This window comes from Pseudomonas sp. GYB4201, from assembly GCF_056312595.1.
On record NZ_JBWGIG010000069.1, the window covers coordinates 1 to 17,609 of the forward strand.

Below are 17,609 nucleotides of genomic sequence, written 5' to 3' on the forward strand. Positions count from 1 at the left end.
AGGCCGCGTCCGGGGCGACGCGGTCAGTCTGGAAGACCGTGGCGCCCCGGACGCGGCCTGGCGGCCGCTGCTACGGGGGAGTCAGGCGAGGTCGAAACGGTCCAGGTTCATGACCTTGTCCCAGGCCGCCACGAAGTCGCTGACGAACTGCTGCTGCGCATCGGCGCTGCCGTAGACTTCGGCGTAGGCGCGCAGCTGCGCGTGGGAACCGAACACCAGGTCAACCCGGGTGCCCGTCCATTTCACCGCGCCGGTCTTGCGGTCGCGGGCCTCGAAGGTGTCGTTGTCGGCCGACAGCGGCCGCCACTCCACGCCCATGTCCAGCAGGTTGACGAAGAAGTCGTTGGTCAACGTCCCCGGTCGCTGGGTGAAGACCCCGTGCTTGCTCTCGCCGACGTTGGCGCCCAGCACCCGCAGGCCGCCCAGCAGCACGGTCATTTCGGGGCCGGTGAGGGTCAGCAGTTGCGCCTTGTCCACCAGCAGGTGCTCGGCCGACACCCGGTATTTGCCTTTGAGGTAGTTGCGGAAGCCATCGGCGATCGGTTCCAGGAAGCCGAACGATTCGACGTCGGTCTGCGCCTGGGACGCGTCCACGCGGCCCGCCCGGAACGGCACGGTGACGCTGTGGCCGGCGTTTTTCGCCGCCTGCTCGACACCGGCGTTGCCGGCCAGCACGATCAGGTCGGCCAGGGATACCTGCTTGCCCCCCGCCGCCGCGCTGTTGAAGTCACGCTGGATACCTTCCAGGGTGCCCAGCACCTTGGCCAGCTGCTGCGGCTGGTTGGCTTCCCAGTCCTTCTGCGGCGCCAGGCGCAGGCGGCCGCCATTGGCGCCGCCGCGTTTGTCCGAACCGCGGAAGGTGGACGCCGCCGCCCAGGCCGTGGACACCAGTTGCGCCACGCTGAGCCCCGAGGCCAGCACCTTGGCTTTCAGCGCGGCCACGTCGTTGTCGTCGACCAGCGCGTGGTTAACAGCCGGCAGCGGGTCTTGCCACAGCAACTCTTCGCTGGGCGTTTCCGGGCCCAGGTAGCGGGCCAGCGGGCCCATGTCACGGTGGGTGAGCTTGAACCAGGCACGGGCGAAGGCGTCGCTGAGCTGGTCGGGGTTGGCCAGGAAACGGCGGGCGATGGGCTCGTAGATCGGGTCGAAGCGCAGCGCCAGGTCCGAGGTCAGCATGGTCGGCGCGCGGCGTTTGCTCGGGTCGTGGGCGTCGGGAATCTTGCCGGCGCCAGCGCCGTTTTTCGGCGTCCACTGATGGGCGCCGGCCGGGCTCTTGGTCAGTTCCCACTCGAAGCCGAAGAGGTTTTCCAGGTACTCGTTGCTCCACTTGGTAGGGGTGGAGGTCCAGGTCACTTCCAGGCCGCTGGTGATAGTGTCGCCGCCCTTGCCGCTGCGGAAACTGTTGCGCCAGCCCAGGCCCTGCTCTTCCAGGCCGGCAGCTTCAGGCTCTGGCCCGACGTTGTCGGCGGGGCCGGCGCCGTGGGTCTTGCCGAAGGCGTGGCCACCGGCGATCAGCGCCACGGTTTCCTCGTCGTTCATGGCCATGCGGCCGAAGGTCTCGCGGATATCGATGCCTGACTTGACCGGGTCAGGCTGCCCGTCCGGGCCTTCGGGGTTGACGTAGATCAGGCCCATCTGCACCGCGGCCAGGGGGTTTTCCAGGTGGCGGCCGCCGTCAGTGCGGCTGCTTTCGCTGCCGTGCAGGTCAGGCTCGGCCACCAGGGTGCCATCGCCGGGCGGCTGGGCTTTCTGCTGTTCGTTGCCGTAGCGCACGTCGCCGCCCAGCCAGGTTTTCTCATTGCCCCAGTACACGTCCTCGTCCGGTTCCCACACGTCGGCGCGGCCCCCGGAGAAGCCGAAGGTCTTGAAGCCCATGGATTCGAGGGCGACGTTGCCGGTGAGCACGATCAGGTCGGCCCAGGAGATCTTGCGCCCGTACTTCTGTTTCACCGGCCAGATCAGCCGGCGCGCCTTGTCCAGGCTGACGTTGTCGGGCCAGCTGTTGAGCGGTGCGAAGCGTTGCTGCCCGGCCCCCGCGCCACCGCGGCCGTCACCGGTGCGGTAGGTGCCGGCGCTGTGCCAGGCCATGCGGATGAACAGCGGGCCGTAGTGGCCGAAGTCGGCCGGCCACCACTCCTGGGAATGGGTCATCACCGCCAGCAGGTCCTGCTTCACCGCGGCGAAGTCCAGGCTCTTGAACTCCTTGGCGTAGTCGAAGCCATCGCCCATGGGGTCGGACTTGACGGTGTGCTGGTGGAGGATTTTCAGGTTCAGCTGGTTGGGCCACCAGTCACGGTTGGTGGTGCCGCCGCCGGCGGCATGGTTGAACGGGCATTTCGATTCGTTTGCCATGATTGCTCTACCTTATTGTCGATGTAAATCAATGACATGAGGTGCTGGCCAGGTGAATGGGAAAAGCGCTGACGATCAACGGGTTGGCGGGGCCACCTGGCTCATTATTATCTCCCTATCAGGTTCCGGCCGGTCGACGGGCGACGGCGGTAGAGACAGCCTAGACGGGTGTGGGCGTTAGGGCTAATAGCCTGGGTCTTGGGGGGCGATAGAGCCGCGCTCTCACACCGGGTGGAACAGGTAGTCGACCGTTTCGCGGTCATCCAGGGCGACGCCCATGCCGGCCAACTGTGTGCGCAACTCGGGCGCCTGCGCACGCACCTGCCAGCTGGCCGTCGCGGCTACCGTGGCCGGGGTATCCAGCGCATCAAGGGCACCCTGCAACGCCTCGCGGGCGGGGAAATAAATGGCCAGGCCATTGCCCTTCCAGGCCGCCGTGGTCAGCCCCAGCGCCGCACAGGCGGCGACCTTGCGCGCCGCGTCGGCGCGGTCGGCCTGGCGCGAGTGCTCGATGGCGCGGTTCAGTTCGGCGTCGCCGTCAGTGGCCAGCAGGCCTTCCGGTGCCCAGGCCGGTGGCGGGCAGTCCTTGTCTCCGGTGCGCAGCTCAATGAACGGGTTGATCTCCATGGGGTAGATGCGGCACACCTGCGGGCGCTCGGCGTAGATGCCGCACAGGTCGTCCTCGCGCAGGTTGGGGCAGCGCGGAATGGCCTGGCCGGCGAAAATCGCCGTCACCTGCAGGGTCTGGGCGCCACATTCGACCGGCGCGGCGCGGCGCACGTTGTAGGCGTAGGCCTCGGCCGACTGCGGCCAGGTGCCCTGCTCAAACGCCTCCAGCAGCACCGCCACGTCATGGCCGCGGCGCAGCCAGTGGCGGGCTTCGTCCAGGGTCAGGGGAATGAAGCGGCCCTTGCAGCAGGCGCCACACCCCACGCAATTAAACGGTGGGTGCACGGGGGGTTGGGCAAGTGAGGTCATACAGGCGGGCACGATCCAGACAAATGTGTCGCAAAGCATACACACCTGACACGATTGCGTTGATGAAACTCCCTTAATGCATTGCTGAGGTGGCTTCATCGGTCCCCGCGCCTACAGCCCCGCCAACGCCTCGCGCAGGTACGCCAGGCTGCGGGTGATGGCCGCTTCCTCCGGGCCATGGTCGGGATGGAGGAAATCCAGTTCCAGCGCCAGCAGGCCGTCGAAGCCGTGGTCGCGCAGCACCGCCAGGGTCCGTGGGATGTCGATCAGGCCCTGCCCCAACGGCACGCTGGGCCAGAAACCGAACTCCCGCGGGCTGCCGCGCCAGGCGCAGATGTCCTTGAGGTGGGTGGCCTTGGCGTGGGGGGCCAGTTGCTCGATCACCCGCTGCGGGTCGTCGAACAGGCGCAGGTTGTTGGCGGTGTCCAGGCACACGCCCAGGGCCGGGTTGGCCACGGCGGCCAGCAATTCCAGGATTTCCGGCGCGTGCAGGTCGACGTGGTTCTCCATGGCCAGGGTCACGCCCCGCGCCCCGGCGTAATCGGAGGCGGCTTCGAGCAGCGGGATCAAGCCGGCCTTGTGCTCGGCCCACGAGGCTGGCCGGGTGCGCCGCCCGCCGGCGCAGATACGCATCACGCGCGCGCCCAGGGTGCGGGCGATATCAACGTGAGCCTCGAGGTCGGCCAAGGCCTCGGGGCGGCTGCCCGAGCCCAGGCCATGGGGGTGGCCCCAGGCCCAGACCAGTTCCTGCCCCGCGTGCCGAAGCTGTTGCCCCAGGCTGGCCAGCGCCCGGGGCGAGGCGTCGGTCAGCATGAACGACTCGATGGAAACCCCTTGTACAGCGTGGTTTTGCGCACGCTGGATGAAATCTGCGAGGCTCATGCGAACCCCGGGGTCGGTTTCGAGGTCTGGATAGACTTCGCCGAAGAAACGGTGATAGCAGTAGGAATCGATGGCGACTTTCATCAGGGCGCTCCTTATTGTTCTGGACACTGAACATGCGCCAAAGTGGAATGAAATTCCAATTTCCTTCTTCATTCTTTGTTTAAAAATGTGCGGTAAACGACCACTCAGTCTCGACTTGCGGTTACGCTAGAATCGTCTATTGCTGCTTGACCATGGAGAACACCATGCCCGCTTTGCCACCTGCCCTGCGCCTGGCCACCCTGTCCCTGGGCCTGACGCTGGCTGCCCACGCCGCTGCCAGTGACGAGTCGCTGCTCATGGACTCGATCAACCAGTTTCGTGGCCAGGTGCAACGTTGCGACGGCCAGGCGTCCCATGAGCTGCCGCCGCTGAACCAGGACCCGCGGCTGATACTGCCTGCCAGCGGCGGCGGCGACCTGCGCGACGCCATGGCCCGCGCCGGCTACCCCATGGTCAGCGTGCAGGCCATCAGCCTGTCGGGCCCGCGCGATGCGCCAGCGGCCATGGCGGCGGTGCAGGAAAGCTTCTGCAAGGTGGTGCTCGACCCGCAGTTCATCGACATTGGCGTGAGCCACGAGGGCCGCGACTGGCGCATCGTGGTGGCGCGGCCGTTGCTGGCCGGCGGCCTGGGCGACTCGCCCGCCGAGGGCCAGAAGCTGCTGGCGCAGATCAACAGCGCCCGCGCCCAGGCCCATACCTGCGGCGCCCAGGCGTTCAACCCGGCGCCGCCCCTGGCCTGGAACGCCACTTTGGCCGGCGCGGCCCAGGCGCACGCCCAGGACATGGCCAACCGCAACTACTTCGACCACCTGGACCGCGACGGCCACACCCCCGGCGACCGCGCCGAGCTGGCCGGCTACAGCGCCCAGGCGCTGGGCGAGAACATCGCCGCCGGCCAGGACAGCGTGCGCAAGGTGGTGGCCGGCTGGCTGGCCAGCCCGGGCCACTGCGCCAACCTGATGAACCCGCAGTTCCGTGACCTGGGCGCCGCCTACGCCACCGACCCGAAAAGCGACGCGGGTATCTACTGGACCGGGATGTTCGGCAGCCAGCAATAACGCCTGGCGCTACACCGACTGCACCTGCACCCAGCGCTGTTCACGGGCCGCCACGCGAATGGCGGCGGCCAGGCGCTCCACCGCCAGCGCCTCGGCGAAATCGGTGCCCACCTGCCCTTCCCCGGCCAGCGCCATGATCAGCGCGTGCACTTCCAGGGTCTTGAGTTCGTTGTAACCCAACTGATGGCCCGGCGCCGGGCTGAACGCCGCGTAGCCTGGCAGCGCCGGGCCCGCCAGCAGCCGCTGGAAGCCGGCCTGGCCGGCGCGGCACAGTTGCAGTTCATTCAGGCGTTCCTGGTCGAACTTCAGGGTGCCCAGGGTGCCGCTGATCTCGAAGCTGAGGTGGTTCTTGTAGCCGTGCTTGAGCCAGCTGCTGCTGACGGTGCCGCGCGCGCCGTTGGCGAAGCGCAGCAAGGCCTGGGTGTGGTCGTCCACCACGATGGGCTTGAGCTCGCGGCCACCGGCCACGGCCGGGCGCTGCGTGTGCACGGTCTGGCTGTCGGCGCACACCGCCTGCACGTCACCGATCAGGTAGCGGGCCATGGCCAGCAGGTGGCTGCCCAGGTCGGCCAGGGCGCCGCCGGCGTGCTGCGCTTCACAGCGCCACGACCAGGGGGATTGGCCGTCGGCCATGAAGTCTTCGCAGAACTCGCCGTCGAAGCTGATGATCTGTCCCAGCTCGCCGTCGCGCACCATCTGCCGCGCCCACTCGATCATGGGGTTGTGCTGGTAGTTGTAGCCCACCCGCGTCACCACCCCGGCAGCCTTGGCGGCCTGGTGCATCTGCTCGGCCTGCTCGAGGCTGACCGCCAGCGGTTTCTCGCAATACACCGCCTTGCCCGCCGCCAGCGCGGCCATGGCCATGGGGAAATGCAGGTGGTTGGGGGTGGTGATGGCGACGACGTTCACCGCCGGGTCATCGATGAGTTTTTGCCAATCGCTGTGCGCCGTGGCAAAGCCCCAGGCCTGCGCGCACTGGCTGGCCCGCTGCGGGTCGGCGTCGGCCAGCGCGGCCAGGCGCAGGGAAACGGGCAGCTCGAACGCTGCGCTGACATTGCGAAACGCCAGGGCGTGGGCACGCCCCATGAAGCCTGTGCCAATGAGACCGATGCCGAGTTCGTGCATGGAGAGGTGCCTGTTGTTGTTTTTGGGATGAGCTAGTTATGGAATATAAATTCTGTTTAATCAAGGACAGAATTTTAATTTTTAAACTCATTCCCTTGGCATGCACCCCAGGCTGGCAACACAAACCCATCAGGCAATCAAACAAAGGCTGGCAACGCCTATCTGTCAGGCCACGGCACGGTGCAACAAACGTGGGAGGGGGTTCTACCCCCGAAGCGCCGCGCGGGCGGCGCTCGATCTCAAGCGCGCCAGCAACCTCAAGGCATGCCCCCCACAGCCATCACGCGATCATCCGACATGCCCATCAGATCCACCACAATCCGCGTAGCCGCTGCCGCCAGGCTGCGCTGGGCCTCGTGTACACCGGAAATCTCCAGCGCACGCCAGGGCCAGCGCAGCCTGGCGGCAGCGGCTACGCGGATTGCGGGGTGGCCTGCGGGCGCTTGTCTTGGGTTAGGCGGCGCGCTGGAGATCGAGCGCCGCCCGCGCGGCGCGACCCGGCCTGATGGCCGGTGCTACATTTTTGCACCGTCCCAACCTGAGCCCGCTGGATCGACGTTGCCACCATTGCTGCCCGGAACCGTATTGTTTTGACATACGTCTGTAGGACCAAGCGTAGGACGATTCTGATTTGCTCGGGTAAGGTTGTGGGCCCCGGGCAGCGGTACTAATCTGCGCCGGTTGTTGAATCCTCAGCAGCCGGGTGTGGTAGCCCGAAGGAAATTACGCAGCGCCCCGTTATGGTGGCATGCGTAGGGCACGTTCGCGTGCGCCGGATCATTTCCCCGGTCTACCAACCTGCGTATTGCCACCTCCTTTCGTTTGGTAGCGAGGGGTTATCCATGATGGAATAGGAAATGACATGAATTTCGAAATCCCCAGCCGCTTGCCCACCACCACCGCCACCCCTTTCGGCGCGTGCGACGCCCAGGACCAACCCTTCTACCTCGTACGCGCTGGCATCTCGCTGGAAGACACCTTGGTGCAAATCTCCCAGTTGCTCAAATCCGCGCACGAAGCCGCTTACGAACTCACCGACAGCGACCTGCCACAACGAGGGCTCGTGTGGTCGGCGTTGCATCAGATTGAAACGGCGAAAGGTCTTGCGGATGCACTGATCAATGGCTTGGCCGAGCACGAACGCAGCGCTCCGTAACGCGGTATGGACGTAGCAGCTGCCGCAGGCTGCGTCGGGCCTTGCGTACACGGGAAATCTCCAGCGCACGCCGAGGCCAGCGCAGCCTGGCGGCAGCGGCTACGCGGGTTGCGGGGTGGTTTGCAGGTGCTTGTCTTGGGTTAGGCGGCGCGCTGGCGATCGAGCGCCGCCCGCGGCGCGACGCAGCCTGCGGCAGCTGCTACGCGAATGCGTGTACCGCTTGGATCGCGTTGCCTGCATCGCGGCCAAGGCCGGCTCCTACCACGAACGCGGTAGGAGCCGACTTTAGTCGCGATGCAGACGACGCCATTTCAAGACAGGTGCTGCTGCATCTGTTGCACCGTGCCATGGCCTGATGGGGCGGCGTTGCCAGCGACGCAGCCTGCGGCAGCTGCTACGGGCCGTATCACCCTTCGACGATGACGATAAAGTCCATGCCTGGGATGTTCACGCCATCCTGCGGCAGCTGCACGGGGATGCCCATGAACTCGCCATCCACGTATTCCTTGGCCTTGGTGACCGCGTCGGCGGCGGCTTTGGACCACAGGTGCAGCTCTACCACTTTTTCGCCATCACGACGGTGCTGGGCGATTTCTTCGACGATGCGTTGCTTCACGGTATTTCCTTGTCTTTACAGAATGCCGGCGGCTTTGGCGCGCGCCGCGTGCAGTTTCTTGTAGCTTTCCACCAGGCGCAGGTGACGGTCCAGGCCTTCGAGCTGCATGTTGGTAGGGGCCAGGCCATGGAAGCGCACGCTGCCGTTGACCGTGCCGATGACCGCGTCCATGCGCTCGTTGCCGAACATGCGACGGAAGTTCACTTCGTAGTCTTCCAGCGCCAGGTCGCTGTCCATCTCCACTTCCAGCACCACGTTCACGGCCTGGTAGAACAGCCCGCGCTCGACGGTGTTGTCGTTGAACTGCAGGAAGGTTTCCACCAGTTCCTTGGCTTCTTCGAAGTTCTTCAGCGCCAGGTGGATCAGCAGCTTCAGTTCCAGGATGGTCAACTGGCCCCAGGCGGTGTTTTCATCGAATTCGATGCCGATCAGGGTCTTGATGTCGGTGTAGTCGTCCAGCTCGCTTTCTTCCAGCAGCCCCACCAGGTCGCGCAGGCCGTCGTCGTCCTGCTGGTGCAGGTTGAGGATGTCTTCGCGGAAGAACAGCGCCTTGTTGGTGTTGTCCCAGATCAGGTCTTCCACCGGGTAGATCTCGGAATAACCGGGCACCAGGATGCGGCAGGCGGTGGCACCCAGGTCGTCGTAGACGGCCATGTACACTTCCTTGCCCAGGCCTTCGAGGATGCCGAACAGGGTGGCGGCCTCTTCCTCGTTGGAGTTTTCGCCCTGGCCGGAGAAGTCCCACTCGACGAATTCGAAGTCGGACTTGGCGCTGAAGAAGCGCCACGACACCACGCCGCTCGAATCGATGAAATGCTCGACGAAGTTGTTCGGCTCCATCACCGCGTGGCTTTCGAAGGTCGGCTGCGGCAGGTCGTTCAGGCCTTCGAAGCTGCGGCCTTGCAGCAGTTCGGTGAGGCTGCGCTCCACCGCCACTTCCAGGCTTGGGTGGGCGCCGAAGGAGGCGAACACGCCGCCGGTGCGCGGGTTCATCAGGGTCACGCACATCACCGGGAATTCACCGCCCAGGGACGCGTCCTTGACCAGCACCGGGAAGCCCTGGGCCTCCAGGCCCTCGATGCCAGCGACGATGCCCGGGTACTTGGCCAGCACCTCCTGGGGCACGTCCGGCAGCGCCAGCTCGCCTTCGAGGATCTCGCGTTTCACCGCGCGCTCGAAGATCTCCGACAGGCACTGCACCTGGGCTTCGGCCAGGGTGTTGCCGGCGCTCATGCCGTTGCTCAGGAACAGGTTCTCGATCAGGTTGGACGGGAAGTACACCGTCTCGCCGTCCGACTGGCGCACGTAGGGCAGCGAGCAGATGCCGCGCTCGATGTTGCCCGAGTTGGTGTCGTACAGGTGCGAGCCGCGCAGCTCACCGTCGGCGTTGTAGATGGCCAGGCAGTGCTCGTCGAGGATTTCCTTGGGCAGCGCGTCCTTGCGGCCGGGCTGGAACCAGCGCTCGTTGGGGTAATGCACGAACGGCGCATTGGCGATGTCCTGGCCCCAGAACTGGTCGTTGTAGAAGAAGTTGCAGTTCAGGCGCTCGATGAACTCGCCCAGGGCCGAGGCCAGCGCGCTTTCCTTGGTGGCGCCCTTGCCGTTGGTGAAGCACAGCGGCGACTGCGCGTCGCGGATGTGCAGCGACCAGACGTTGGGCACGATGTTGCGCCACGAGGCGATTTCAATCTTCATGCCCAGGCCGGCGAGGATGCCGGACATGTTGGCGATGGTCTGCTCCAGCGGCAGGTCCTTGCCGGCGATGTAGGTGCTGGTCTGCGCCAAGGCGTCCAGCATCAGCAGGGCCTGGGCGTCGGCGTCGAGGTTCTCGACTTCCTCAATGATGAACTCGGGGCCGGTCTGCACCACCTTCTTCACGGTGCAGCGGTCGATGGAGCGCAGGATGCCCTGGCGGTCCTTGGCGGAGATGTCGGCGGGCAGCTCGACCTGGATCTTGAAGATCTGGTTGTAGCGGTTTTCCGGGTCGACGATGTTGTTCTGCGACAGGCGAATGTTGTCGGTGGGGATGTTGCGGGTTTCGCAGTACAACTTCACGAAATAGGCCGCGCACAACGCCGACGACGCCAGGAAGTAGTCGAACGGGCCGGGGGCCGAGCCGTCGCCCTTGTAGCGGATGGGTTGGTCGGCCACCACCGTGAAGTCATCGAACTTGGCTTCGAGACGGAGGTTGTCGAGAAAGTTGACCTTGATTTCCATGCGGAATTACCATAATTACGAGCGATACAATATGGCCCGCATTATCCGGTGTTCCACGGCAAAAGTCTTGGCCAATCCCCGTCCCCCGCCCCGCTTCATCGCTTTTTCGTCACGCCTGCGGCGGGCGGATCTCCACCCGTTCGAAGCGCCCGGCCAGCACCACGTAGGCGAAGATACCCAGCACGCCGTGGGCCGCCACGAACCACAGGGCCTTGTCGAACGAGCCGGTGGACGCCACCACGAAGCCGATCACCACCGGGGTGACGATGCCGGCGATGTTGCCGATGCCGTTGAACACCCCGCCGCTCAGGCCGACCATGCCCTTGGGCGCGGTGTCCGACAGCACCGCCCAGCCCACCGCCGCCAGGCCCTTGCCGAAGAACGCCAGGGCCATCAGCGCGATCACCAGCCAGTTGGCGTCGACGAAGTTGGCCGACACCAGGCTGGCGGCCAGGGTCATGCCGATCACGAACGGCGTCTTGCGCGCGGTGGAAGGGTGCATGCCGCGGCGAATCAGGTAGTCCGACACCACCCCGCCCAGCACGCCGCCGGAGAAGCCGCAGATGGCCGGCAACGCCGCCACCCAGCCGGCTTCCATGATGGTCAGGCCGCGGCCCTTGATCAGGTAGATGGGGAACCAGGTGATGAAGAAATACGTCAGCGCGGTGATGCAGTACTGGCCCAGGTAGATGGCCCACAGGGTGCGGTTGGTGAACAGCTGCGCCACTTCGGCGAAGGTGAATTTCGGCTTGCTGGCCTTGCGCGTGGCTTCCAGGTCCACCAGCGCGCCGCCTTCGCGCATGTAGTCCAACTCGGTGCGGCTCAGGTGCGGGTCGCTGTGGGGCTCGCGGTACAGCAGGAACCAGCACACCGTGGCCACCAGGCCCAACGCGCCCATCCACAAAAACACGTGCTCCCAGCCCAGGGCGTGGGTCAGCCAGGCCATCAGCGGCGCGAACACCACCACGGCCATGTACTGCGCCGAGTTGAACAGCGCCGAGGCGGTGCCGCGCTCACTGGTGGGGAACCAGCAGGAAACGATGCGGTTGTTGGCCGGGAACGCCGGTGACTCCACCAGGCCCAGCATGAAGCGCATGCCGAACAGGGTGATGGCGGCGCTGGAACCCACCACGCCGAACCAGCCCACGGTGCCCTGCATCATGGTGAACAGCGACCACAGCAGCAGGCTGCAGCCGTACACCCGGCGTGCGCCGAACTTGTCCAGCAGCCAACCGCCGGGAATCTGCCCCAGGGCGTAGGCCCAGGCGAACGCGGAGAAGATCATGCCGAGCATCACCGGGTCCAGGCCCAGGTCCTTGACCACGCCGGTGCCGGCGATGGACATGGTGGCGCGGTCGGCGTAGTTGAGCACGGTGACGATGAAAATCAGCGAGAGGATGACGAAGCGGCGGCGGCCCACCCTGGCCTCGGCAATGGGGGTTGCCAACGAAGCGGTCTTGACGTTCATGGGTCTCTCCGGCCTCCTCGGTGGGAAGCTTTATTGTTGGAATAGAGCGGTAGGAACGGGGTGGCTTCAGGGTAGGAAATTCATCGATGCGCGTCTAACATAGAGACTGAATCGACCCATACAAGAATTGAATCGTGGAACTGCACCAACTGCGTTGTTTCGTGATGGTGGCCGAGGAGCTGCACTTCGGCCGCGCAGCCCAGCGCCTGTTCATGACCCAGCCGCCGCTGAGCCGGCAGATCCAGCTGCTGGAGCGCTCGCTGGGGGTGACGTTGTTCGACCGTGGCAACCGCCAGGTCAAGCTGACCACCGCCGGCCAGCACTTTCTGCGCGACGCCCGCCATGTGCTGGCCTACACCGAACAGGCCGCCGACAGCGCCCGGCGCCTGGAGCACGGCGAGCTGGGCCAGCTGCTGCTGGGCTTCACCGCGGTGAGCGGCTACCGGCTGATCCCGCAGTTGCTGGAGCACGCCACCCAGGTGCTGCCCAACGTCGGCGTGGACCTGCGCGAGATGGTCTCCGGCGCGCAGATGGAGGCGCTGGAAGCCGGCATGATCGACATCGGCTTCGTGCGTCGCGCGGCCGCCCGCCCCGGTATCGACTACCAGTTGATCAGCCAGGAGCCGCTGCTGGTGGCGCTGCCCGAGCGCCACCCATTGGCGGCCCAGGCCGAGATCGCCCTCGCCGACCTCGACCGCCATCCGTTCGTGATGTATTCCCAGGACGAAGGCGGCTATTTCTACGACCGCATTGCCGGGCTGTTCAGCCTGGCCGGGGTGTGCCCCGACTATCGCTACTTCCTGGGCCAGACCCACTCGATCCTGGGGCTGGTGAAAGCCGGCCTGGGCCTGGCCATCGTGCCGGCGGCGGCGCGCGAGCTGTACCTGGGGCACCTGCAGTTCCGGCCGCTGCAAGGCACCCAGCCCCACGCCGAGGTGTACATGGTGGTGCGCCGCGACAACGCCAACCCAGCGGTGGGGCCGTTCCTGCGCATGGCCGCGACCTACTTTGCCCGCCCCTGACGCGGCCTGCGGCCGCTGCTACAGAGCCCCCCGTAGCAGCTGCCGCCAGGCTGCGTCCTGCCCCCACGGAGCATCGGGTAAAGCACGGCAATAGCTATACATAACCTATACAAAAACCTATATTGGTATAAGTTTTCAACCAGCGACCACCACCATGACCACCCGCCGCCTCTGCCTGGTACTGGGCGACCAGCTGTCCTTCGACCTGCCCTCGCTGCAGGGCATCGACCCCCGGCACGACTGCATCCTGCTGGTGGAAGTCATGGAGGAAGCCACCCACGTCCCCCACCACCCGCAGAAAATCGCCCTGGTGTTCAGCGCCATGCGCCACTTCGCCGAAGCCTTGCGCCAGCGCGGTTTCACGGTGCAGTACGTGCACCTGGAAGACGCCGGCAACAGCGGCTCGATACCCGGCGAACTGCTGCGCTGGCAGGCGCTGACCCAGGCCGCCGAGGTGCACGTCACCGAATGCGGCGACTGGCGCCTGGAGCAGTCGATGCGCGACTGCGGCCTGGCCCTGCAGTGGCACGACGACAGCCGCTTCCTGTGCAGCCGCGACGAGTTCCGCCGCTGGGCCAAGGGCAAGCAGCAGCTGCGCATGGAGTTCTTCTACCGCGAAATGCGGCGCAAGAGCCGGCTGCTGCTCAACGGCGACGGCAGCCCGGTGGGCGGCGCGTGGAATTTCGACGAGGACAACCGCAAGCCGCTGCCGAAAAAGGTGGTGGCGCCCTACCCGCTGCACGTGCCCCGCGACGCCATCACCGACGAGGTCATCGCCCTGGTGGCGCGGCGCTTCGCCAGCCATTACGGCAGCCTGGCCAGCTTCGACTACCCGGTGACCCACGCCGAGGCGCAGGCGCTGTGGGCGCACTTCCTCGACTTTGGCCTGGCCGCGTTCGGCGACTACCAGGACGCCATGGCCAGCAATGAGCCGTACCTGTTCCACGCGCGCATCAGCGCGGCGCTGAACATCGGCCTGCTCGACCTGCGCCAGCTGTGCAGCGACGTCGAAGCCGCCTACTGGGCCGGCAGCGTGCCGCTGAACGCTGCCGAGGGTTTCATTCGCCAGTTGATCGGCTGGCGCGAATACGTGCGCGGCGTGTACTGGCTGCAGATGCCCGAGTACGCCCAGGGCAACCTGTTCGGCAACAGCCGCCCGCTGCCGGAGTTCTACTGGACCGCCGACACCCGCATGCACTGCATGCGCCAGGCCATCGGCCAAAGCCTCACCCACGCCTACGCCCACCATATCCAGCGGCTGATGGTCACCGGCAACTTCGCCCTGCTGGCGGGCATCACCCCCAGCGAGATCTGCGAGTGGTACCTGGCCATCTACATGGACGCGTTCGAGTGGGTGGAACTGCCCAACACCCTGGGCATGGTGATGCACGCCGACGGCGGCTACCTGGGTTCCAAGCCCTACTGCGCCAGCGGCCAGTACATCAAGCGCATGTCCAATTACTGCGGCGACTGCGCGTACAAGGTCAGCGAGAGCACCACCGAGGACGCCTGCCCGTTCAACGCGCTGTACTGGCATTTCGTGATCCGCCACCGCGACCGCCTGGGCCACAACCCACGCATGGCCATGGTCTACAAGAACCTGGCGCGGATGACCGAGGAGAAACAGCTGGCGCTGTGGGACCGCGGCCAGACGCTGCTGGCCCGGCTGGATGCCGGCCAGCAGCTGTAGGGTTTACACGCTGACGACGACTTTGCCCACCTGCTGGTTGGCTTCCAGGTAACGGTGTGCCTGCTGGATCTCGTCCAGGGTAAAGGTCTTGGCGATGATCGGCGCCAGCTCACCCGACGCCAGCCCGGCAAGGATAAAGGCCTTGGCGCGGGCCAGCGCCGCCGGGTCGCTGACGATTTCCGCGTACAGGTAACCCTTCAGCGTCAGGCTCTTGCCCAGCACGGTGAACAGCGGGAACGGCGTCGGCTCGGGGCTCAGGGCACCGTATTCGAGAAGGATGCCACCCCGGGCCATGCTCTGGGTCAGCGCCTCGAAACCGGGGCCGCCGATGGGGTCGAACACCACGCGGGCGCCCTCGCCGCCGGTCAGGGCCATGACCCGCGCGACGATGTCTTCTTCATCGCTGACAATCACCTGGGCCGCGCCGGCGTCCAGCAGCGCCTGGGCCTTGGCGCGGGTGCGGGTGATGGCCACCGCCGTGGCGCCGACCCTGCGCGCGATTTGCAGGGCGGCCAGGCCGACGCTGCTGGAGGCGGCGGTCACCAGCACGGTGTCGCCGCGCTGCAGGTTTGCCTGTTCGATCAGCGCGCCCCAGGCGGTGACGTACTGCATCCACGACGCGGCCGCCTGCTCGAAGCTGAGGGTGTCCGGGTGCTTCACCACCAGGTACGCCGGCACGTTGGCCACCTCGCCGTAGGTGCCCCAGCGGGCGATGTCCAGCGGCGGAATCAGGCTGACCGCGTCGCCCACGGCCACGTCGGTCACCGCGCTGCCCACCGCGGCGACAATGCCGGCTGCCTCGTAGCCCAGGCGCGAGGGAAACTCGGCTTCCTGTAAATAAGCGTGGTTGCGGAACATCACTTCCGCGCGGTTCAGGCCGATAGCCTTGACGTTGATCTGCACCTCGTCCGCCGCCGGCGCCGGGACGTCCAGTGTTTCCAGGGCGAGGACGCTGGCGTCGCCGTATTGATGAATCCTGACAATGCGTGCCATGGGCTTAACTCCAGATGATGGGTGACATGGCCGCCAATCTAGAGGTTGGTGGCAGCGGGATAAAGGCCTAGGATAGGCCGACACTAGAAACAAAAGGTTTGGAATGGACCGCTTGACCCAAATGGCCACCTTCGTCAAGGCCGTGGAGCTGGGCTCCTTCAGCGCCGCCGCGGACGAGCTCAAGCTGTCGCCGCAGCTGGTGGGCAAACAGGTGAAACTGCTGGAAGAACACCTGGGGGTGTCGCTGCTCAGCCGCACCACCCGGCGGCAGAGCGTCACCGACTTCGGCCGGGCCTTCTACCAGCGGGCCAAGCTGATCCTGGCCGACATGGAGGCCGCGGAAAACCTGGCGGCAGTGACCCGTGGCGTGCCCAGCGGGCGCCTGCGCATCAACGCGCCGGTGACCTTCGGCATGCGCAGCCTGTCGCCGCGCCTGCTCGAATACATGGTGCGCTACCCGCAGGTGGCTGTGGACCTGGCCCTGGACAACGGCATGGTCGACCTGGTGGACGGCGGCTACGACGCCGTGTTCCGCATCGGCGAACTGCCCGACAGCGGCCTCAAGGCCATCCCCCTGGCGCCCTACCGGCTGGTGCTGTGCGCCGCCCCCTCGTACCTGGGGCGGCGCCCGGCGTTGACCAGCCCCTGGGACCTGCAACAGCACGAATGCCTGGGCTTCGCCTTCGCCGACGGCCGCTCGCACTGGAGTTTCGAAGGCCCGGAAGGCCTGGTCGACATACCGATTACAAGCAGATTGACCATCAATCAGGGTGACCCGCTGCTGGCCGCCGCCATCGCCGGCCTGGGCGTGGTGCTGCAACCCCAGGAACTGGTACGCGATGCCCTGCGCGACGGCACCCTGTTGGCGCTGCTGCCGCAATACCAGGCCCCCGCCTCGCCGATGCACCTGCTGTACGCCCCGGACCGGCAGCTGACGCCCAAGCTGCGCAGTTTCCTGGACTTTGCCACGGCGGCGTTCAGGGAGTATTGAGCGCCGTCATTGCTTCAGTGCGTCATACGCCTCCAGCGCGTGCAGCGAATTGATATACGCCGCGCCGGCATTCAGGGAAATCGCCGTGGCCAAGGCCGCGGCAACCTCTTCGCGGGTAGCCCCGGCGGCAATGGCGGCTGCCGAGTGGCTGCCGATACAACCGTCGCAGCGCGTGGTGATGGCCACCGCCAACGCAATCAGCTCGCGGGTCTTGGCGTCCAGCACGTTGTTTTCCGCCGCGGCGTCGCCAAGGGCCATGTAGGCCTTGACCATCTTGGGGTTGGATTGCGAAAGGGCACCAAAGGATTTTTTGATAGTGCCGAGCAGGTCTGGCCAATGGCTGAACATGGTGGTATCTCCTGAGGTCGGCGCGGGGTTGCGCCGCGAGCACCTCAGTGTCTACCTGCTGCTGGGTACGGTCTTGTCCCAGTGGTCCGATTTATTGTCCAGGCGTCGCAGGCGCGCACTGTGTCACTCAAGCACCGGCCGCAAGAAGCTGCGTTCATAGCTCAGGATGAACTTGAGTTCGGTCGCCTCTTCCACCAGCCGCACGCACTCCGCGTCCTCGGCCGCCGCCTGGCGGTAGCGCTCGTAATCGGCAAGGCTGGGGAAGCTGAACAGGCAATAGGCGATGTTGTTCGCGCCTTCGGCCGGCAGGAAATAACCGTGGTGCTGGCCGCCCAGGCGGGTCACCAGGCCGATCCATTGGCGCGAGTAGCGCTCGAACGCGGCGAGCTGGTAGGGGTCGATGACGTATTTGACGTGGCAGGTGATCATGGCAACAGTCCCTTGAATAAACCGCCATTGTACCCGCCCCCGTAGCAGCGGCCACCAGGCCGCGTCCAAGGCGCCGCGCTTTTCCCGGCATACTGCGGTGAGCCTGGACGCCGCCTTCGGCAGCTTGTGTCTAGAGAAGGGAATAGAATCTGGGGTGAGAGCGGTGAATGGCAGGTTGTTCGGCAGCAGTGTTGATAAGCACGTGTAGCAGCAGAACCGCCATTCACCTCTCCGCTCTG

General features: G+C 65.9%; 15 protein-coding genes. 5 read left to right on the forward strand and 10 right to left on the reverse strand.

The annotated features are described in order from the left end of the window. Window positions 1-81: 81 nt before the first annotated feature. The 3 genes from katG to AC0Z2B_RS31785 all read right to left on the reverse strand — a co-directional run bounded on the left by katG (window position 82) and on the right by AC0Z2B_RS31785 (window position 4,296). Entirely contained in the window at window positions 82-2,352 is a 2,271-nt protein-coding gene (gene katG / locus AC0Z2B_RS31775) for a catalase/peroxidase HPI (RefSeq protein ID WP_476302062.1), read from the reverse strand. Window positions 2,353-2,574: 222 nt separating this feature from the next. After that, window positions 2,575-3,330 (reverse strand): YkgJ family cysteine cluster protein, encoded by a 756-nt coding sequence (locus tag AC0Z2B_RS31780; protein ID WP_476302064.1) that lies wholly within the window; start codon window positions 3,328-3,330, stop codon window positions 2,575-2,577. 111 nt (window positions 3,331-3,441) lie between these two features. Continuing rightward, complete coding sequence (locus AC0Z2B_RS31785; protein WP_476302066.1) at window positions 3,442-4,296, reverse strand: sugar phosphate isomerase/epimerase family protein; 855 nt, start codon at window positions 4,294-4,296, stop codon at window positions 3,442-3,444. A 164-nt stretch (window positions 4,297-4,460) separates the two neighbouring features. Here AC0Z2B_RS31785 and AC0Z2B_RS31790 point away from each other — a divergent pair, with 164 nt between their 5' ends. After that, window positions 4,461-5,315, forward strand: coding sequence for a CAP domain-containing protein (locus tag AC0Z2B_RS31790; protein ID WP_476302068.1), 855 nt, complete (start codon window positions 4,461-4,463; stop codon window positions 5,313-5,315). 9 nt (window positions 5,316-5,324) lie between these two features. On the opposite strand, the gene AC0Z2B_RS31795 is transcribed toward AC0Z2B_RS31790, so the two are convergent. After that, window positions 5,325-6,440 (reverse strand): Gfo/Idh/MocA family protein, encoded by a 1,116-nt coding sequence (locus AC0Z2B_RS31795; RefSeq protein ID WP_476302070.1) that lies wholly within the window; start codon window positions 6,438-6,440, stop codon window positions 5,325-5,327. Between the two features lie 862 nt (window positions 6,441-7,302). On the opposite strand from AC0Z2B_RS31795, the gene AC0Z2B_RS31800 reads away from it, so the two are divergent. Then, window positions 7,303-7,596 carry a DUF3077 domain-containing protein gene (locus AC0Z2B_RS31800; protein ID WP_476302072.1) on the forward strand — a complete coding sequence of 98 codons (294 nt, stop codon included), beginning with the start codon at window positions 7,303-7,305 and terminating at the stop codon, window positions 7,594-7,596. Window positions 7,597-8,002: 406 nt separating this feature from the next. Here the strand turns inward: AC0Z2B_RS31800 and AC0Z2B_RS31805 are convergent, their stop codons facing one another. From AC0Z2B_RS31805 to AC0Z2B_RS31815, 3 genes are all read right to left on the reverse strand, one after another. After that, entirely contained in the window at window positions 8,003-8,212 is a 210-nt protein-coding gene (locus AC0Z2B_RS31805) for a hypothetical protein (protein ID WP_416424949.1), read from the reverse strand. 15 nt (window positions 8,213-8,227) lie between these two features. Further along, on the reverse strand, window positions 8,228-10,429 hold the full coding sequence (locus AC0Z2B_RS31810; protein WP_476302074.1) for an OsmC domain/YcaO domain-containing protein: 2,202 nt from the start codon (window positions 10,427-10,429) through the stop codon (window positions 8,228-8,230). A gap of 109 nt (window positions 10,430-10,538) precedes the next feature. Beyond that, a complete protein-coding gene (locus AC0Z2B_RS31815) occupies window positions 10,539-11,897 on the reverse strand; it encodes an MFS transporter (RefSeq protein ID WP_476302076.1) in 1,359 nt (452 codons plus the stop codon). Window positions 11,898-12,031: 134 nt separating this feature from the next. Between AC0Z2B_RS31815 and AC0Z2B_RS31820 the strand changes: the two genes are divergently transcribed. Both AC0Z2B_RS31820 and AC0Z2B_RS31825 read left to right on the forward strand, forming a co-directional pair. After that, window positions 12,032-12,919, forward strand: a complete 888-nt coding sequence (locus AC0Z2B_RS31820) for a LysR family transcriptional regulator (protein ID WP_476302079.1) — start codon at window positions 12,032-12,034, stop codon at window positions 12,917-12,919. Window positions 12,920-13,073: 154 nt separating this feature from the next. Continuing rightward, a complete protein-coding gene (locus AC0Z2B_RS31825) occupies window positions 13,074-14,609 on the forward strand; it encodes a cryptochrome/photolyase family protein (RefSeq protein ID WP_476302082.1) in 1,536 nt (511 codons plus the stop codon). 3 nt (window positions 14,610-14,612) lie between these two features. On the opposite strand, the gene AC0Z2B_RS31830 is transcribed toward AC0Z2B_RS31825, so the two are convergent. Then, window positions 14,613-15,602 carry a zinc-dependent alcohol dehydrogenase family protein gene (locus tag AC0Z2B_RS31830; RefSeq protein WP_476302085.1) on the reverse strand — a complete coding sequence of 330 codons (990 nt, stop codon included), beginning with the start codon at window positions 15,600-15,602 and terminating at the stop codon, window positions 14,613-14,615. 103 nt (window positions 15,603-15,705) lie between these two features. Between AC0Z2B_RS31830 and AC0Z2B_RS31835 the strand changes: the two genes are divergently transcribed. Beyond that, complete coding sequence (locus AC0Z2B_RS31835; protein ID WP_476302087.1) at window positions 15,706-16,593, forward strand: LysR family transcriptional regulator; 888 nt, start codon at window positions 15,706-15,708, stop codon at window positions 16,591-16,593. A 6-nt stretch (window positions 16,594-16,599) separates the two neighbouring features. On the opposite strand, the gene AC0Z2B_RS31840 is transcribed toward AC0Z2B_RS31835, so the two are convergent. Both AC0Z2B_RS31840 and AC0Z2B_RS31845 read right to left on the reverse strand, forming a co-directional pair. Further along, window positions 16,600-16,941: a carboxymuconolactone decarboxylase family protein gene (locus AC0Z2B_RS31840; protein ID WP_476302090.1), complete on the reverse strand. Its 342-nt coding sequence runs from the start codon at window positions 16,939-16,941 to the stop codon at window positions 16,600-16,602. 123 nt (window positions 16,942-17,064) lie between these two features. Next, the gene (locus AC0Z2B_RS31845) at window positions 17,065-17,370 is read right to left on the reverse strand and encodes an NIPSNAP family protein (RefSeq protein WP_473002844.1); all 306 of its coding nucleotides are present in this window, start codon (window positions 17,368-17,370) and stop codon (window positions 17,065-17,067) included. Window positions 17,371-17,609: the final 239 nt, after the last annotated feature.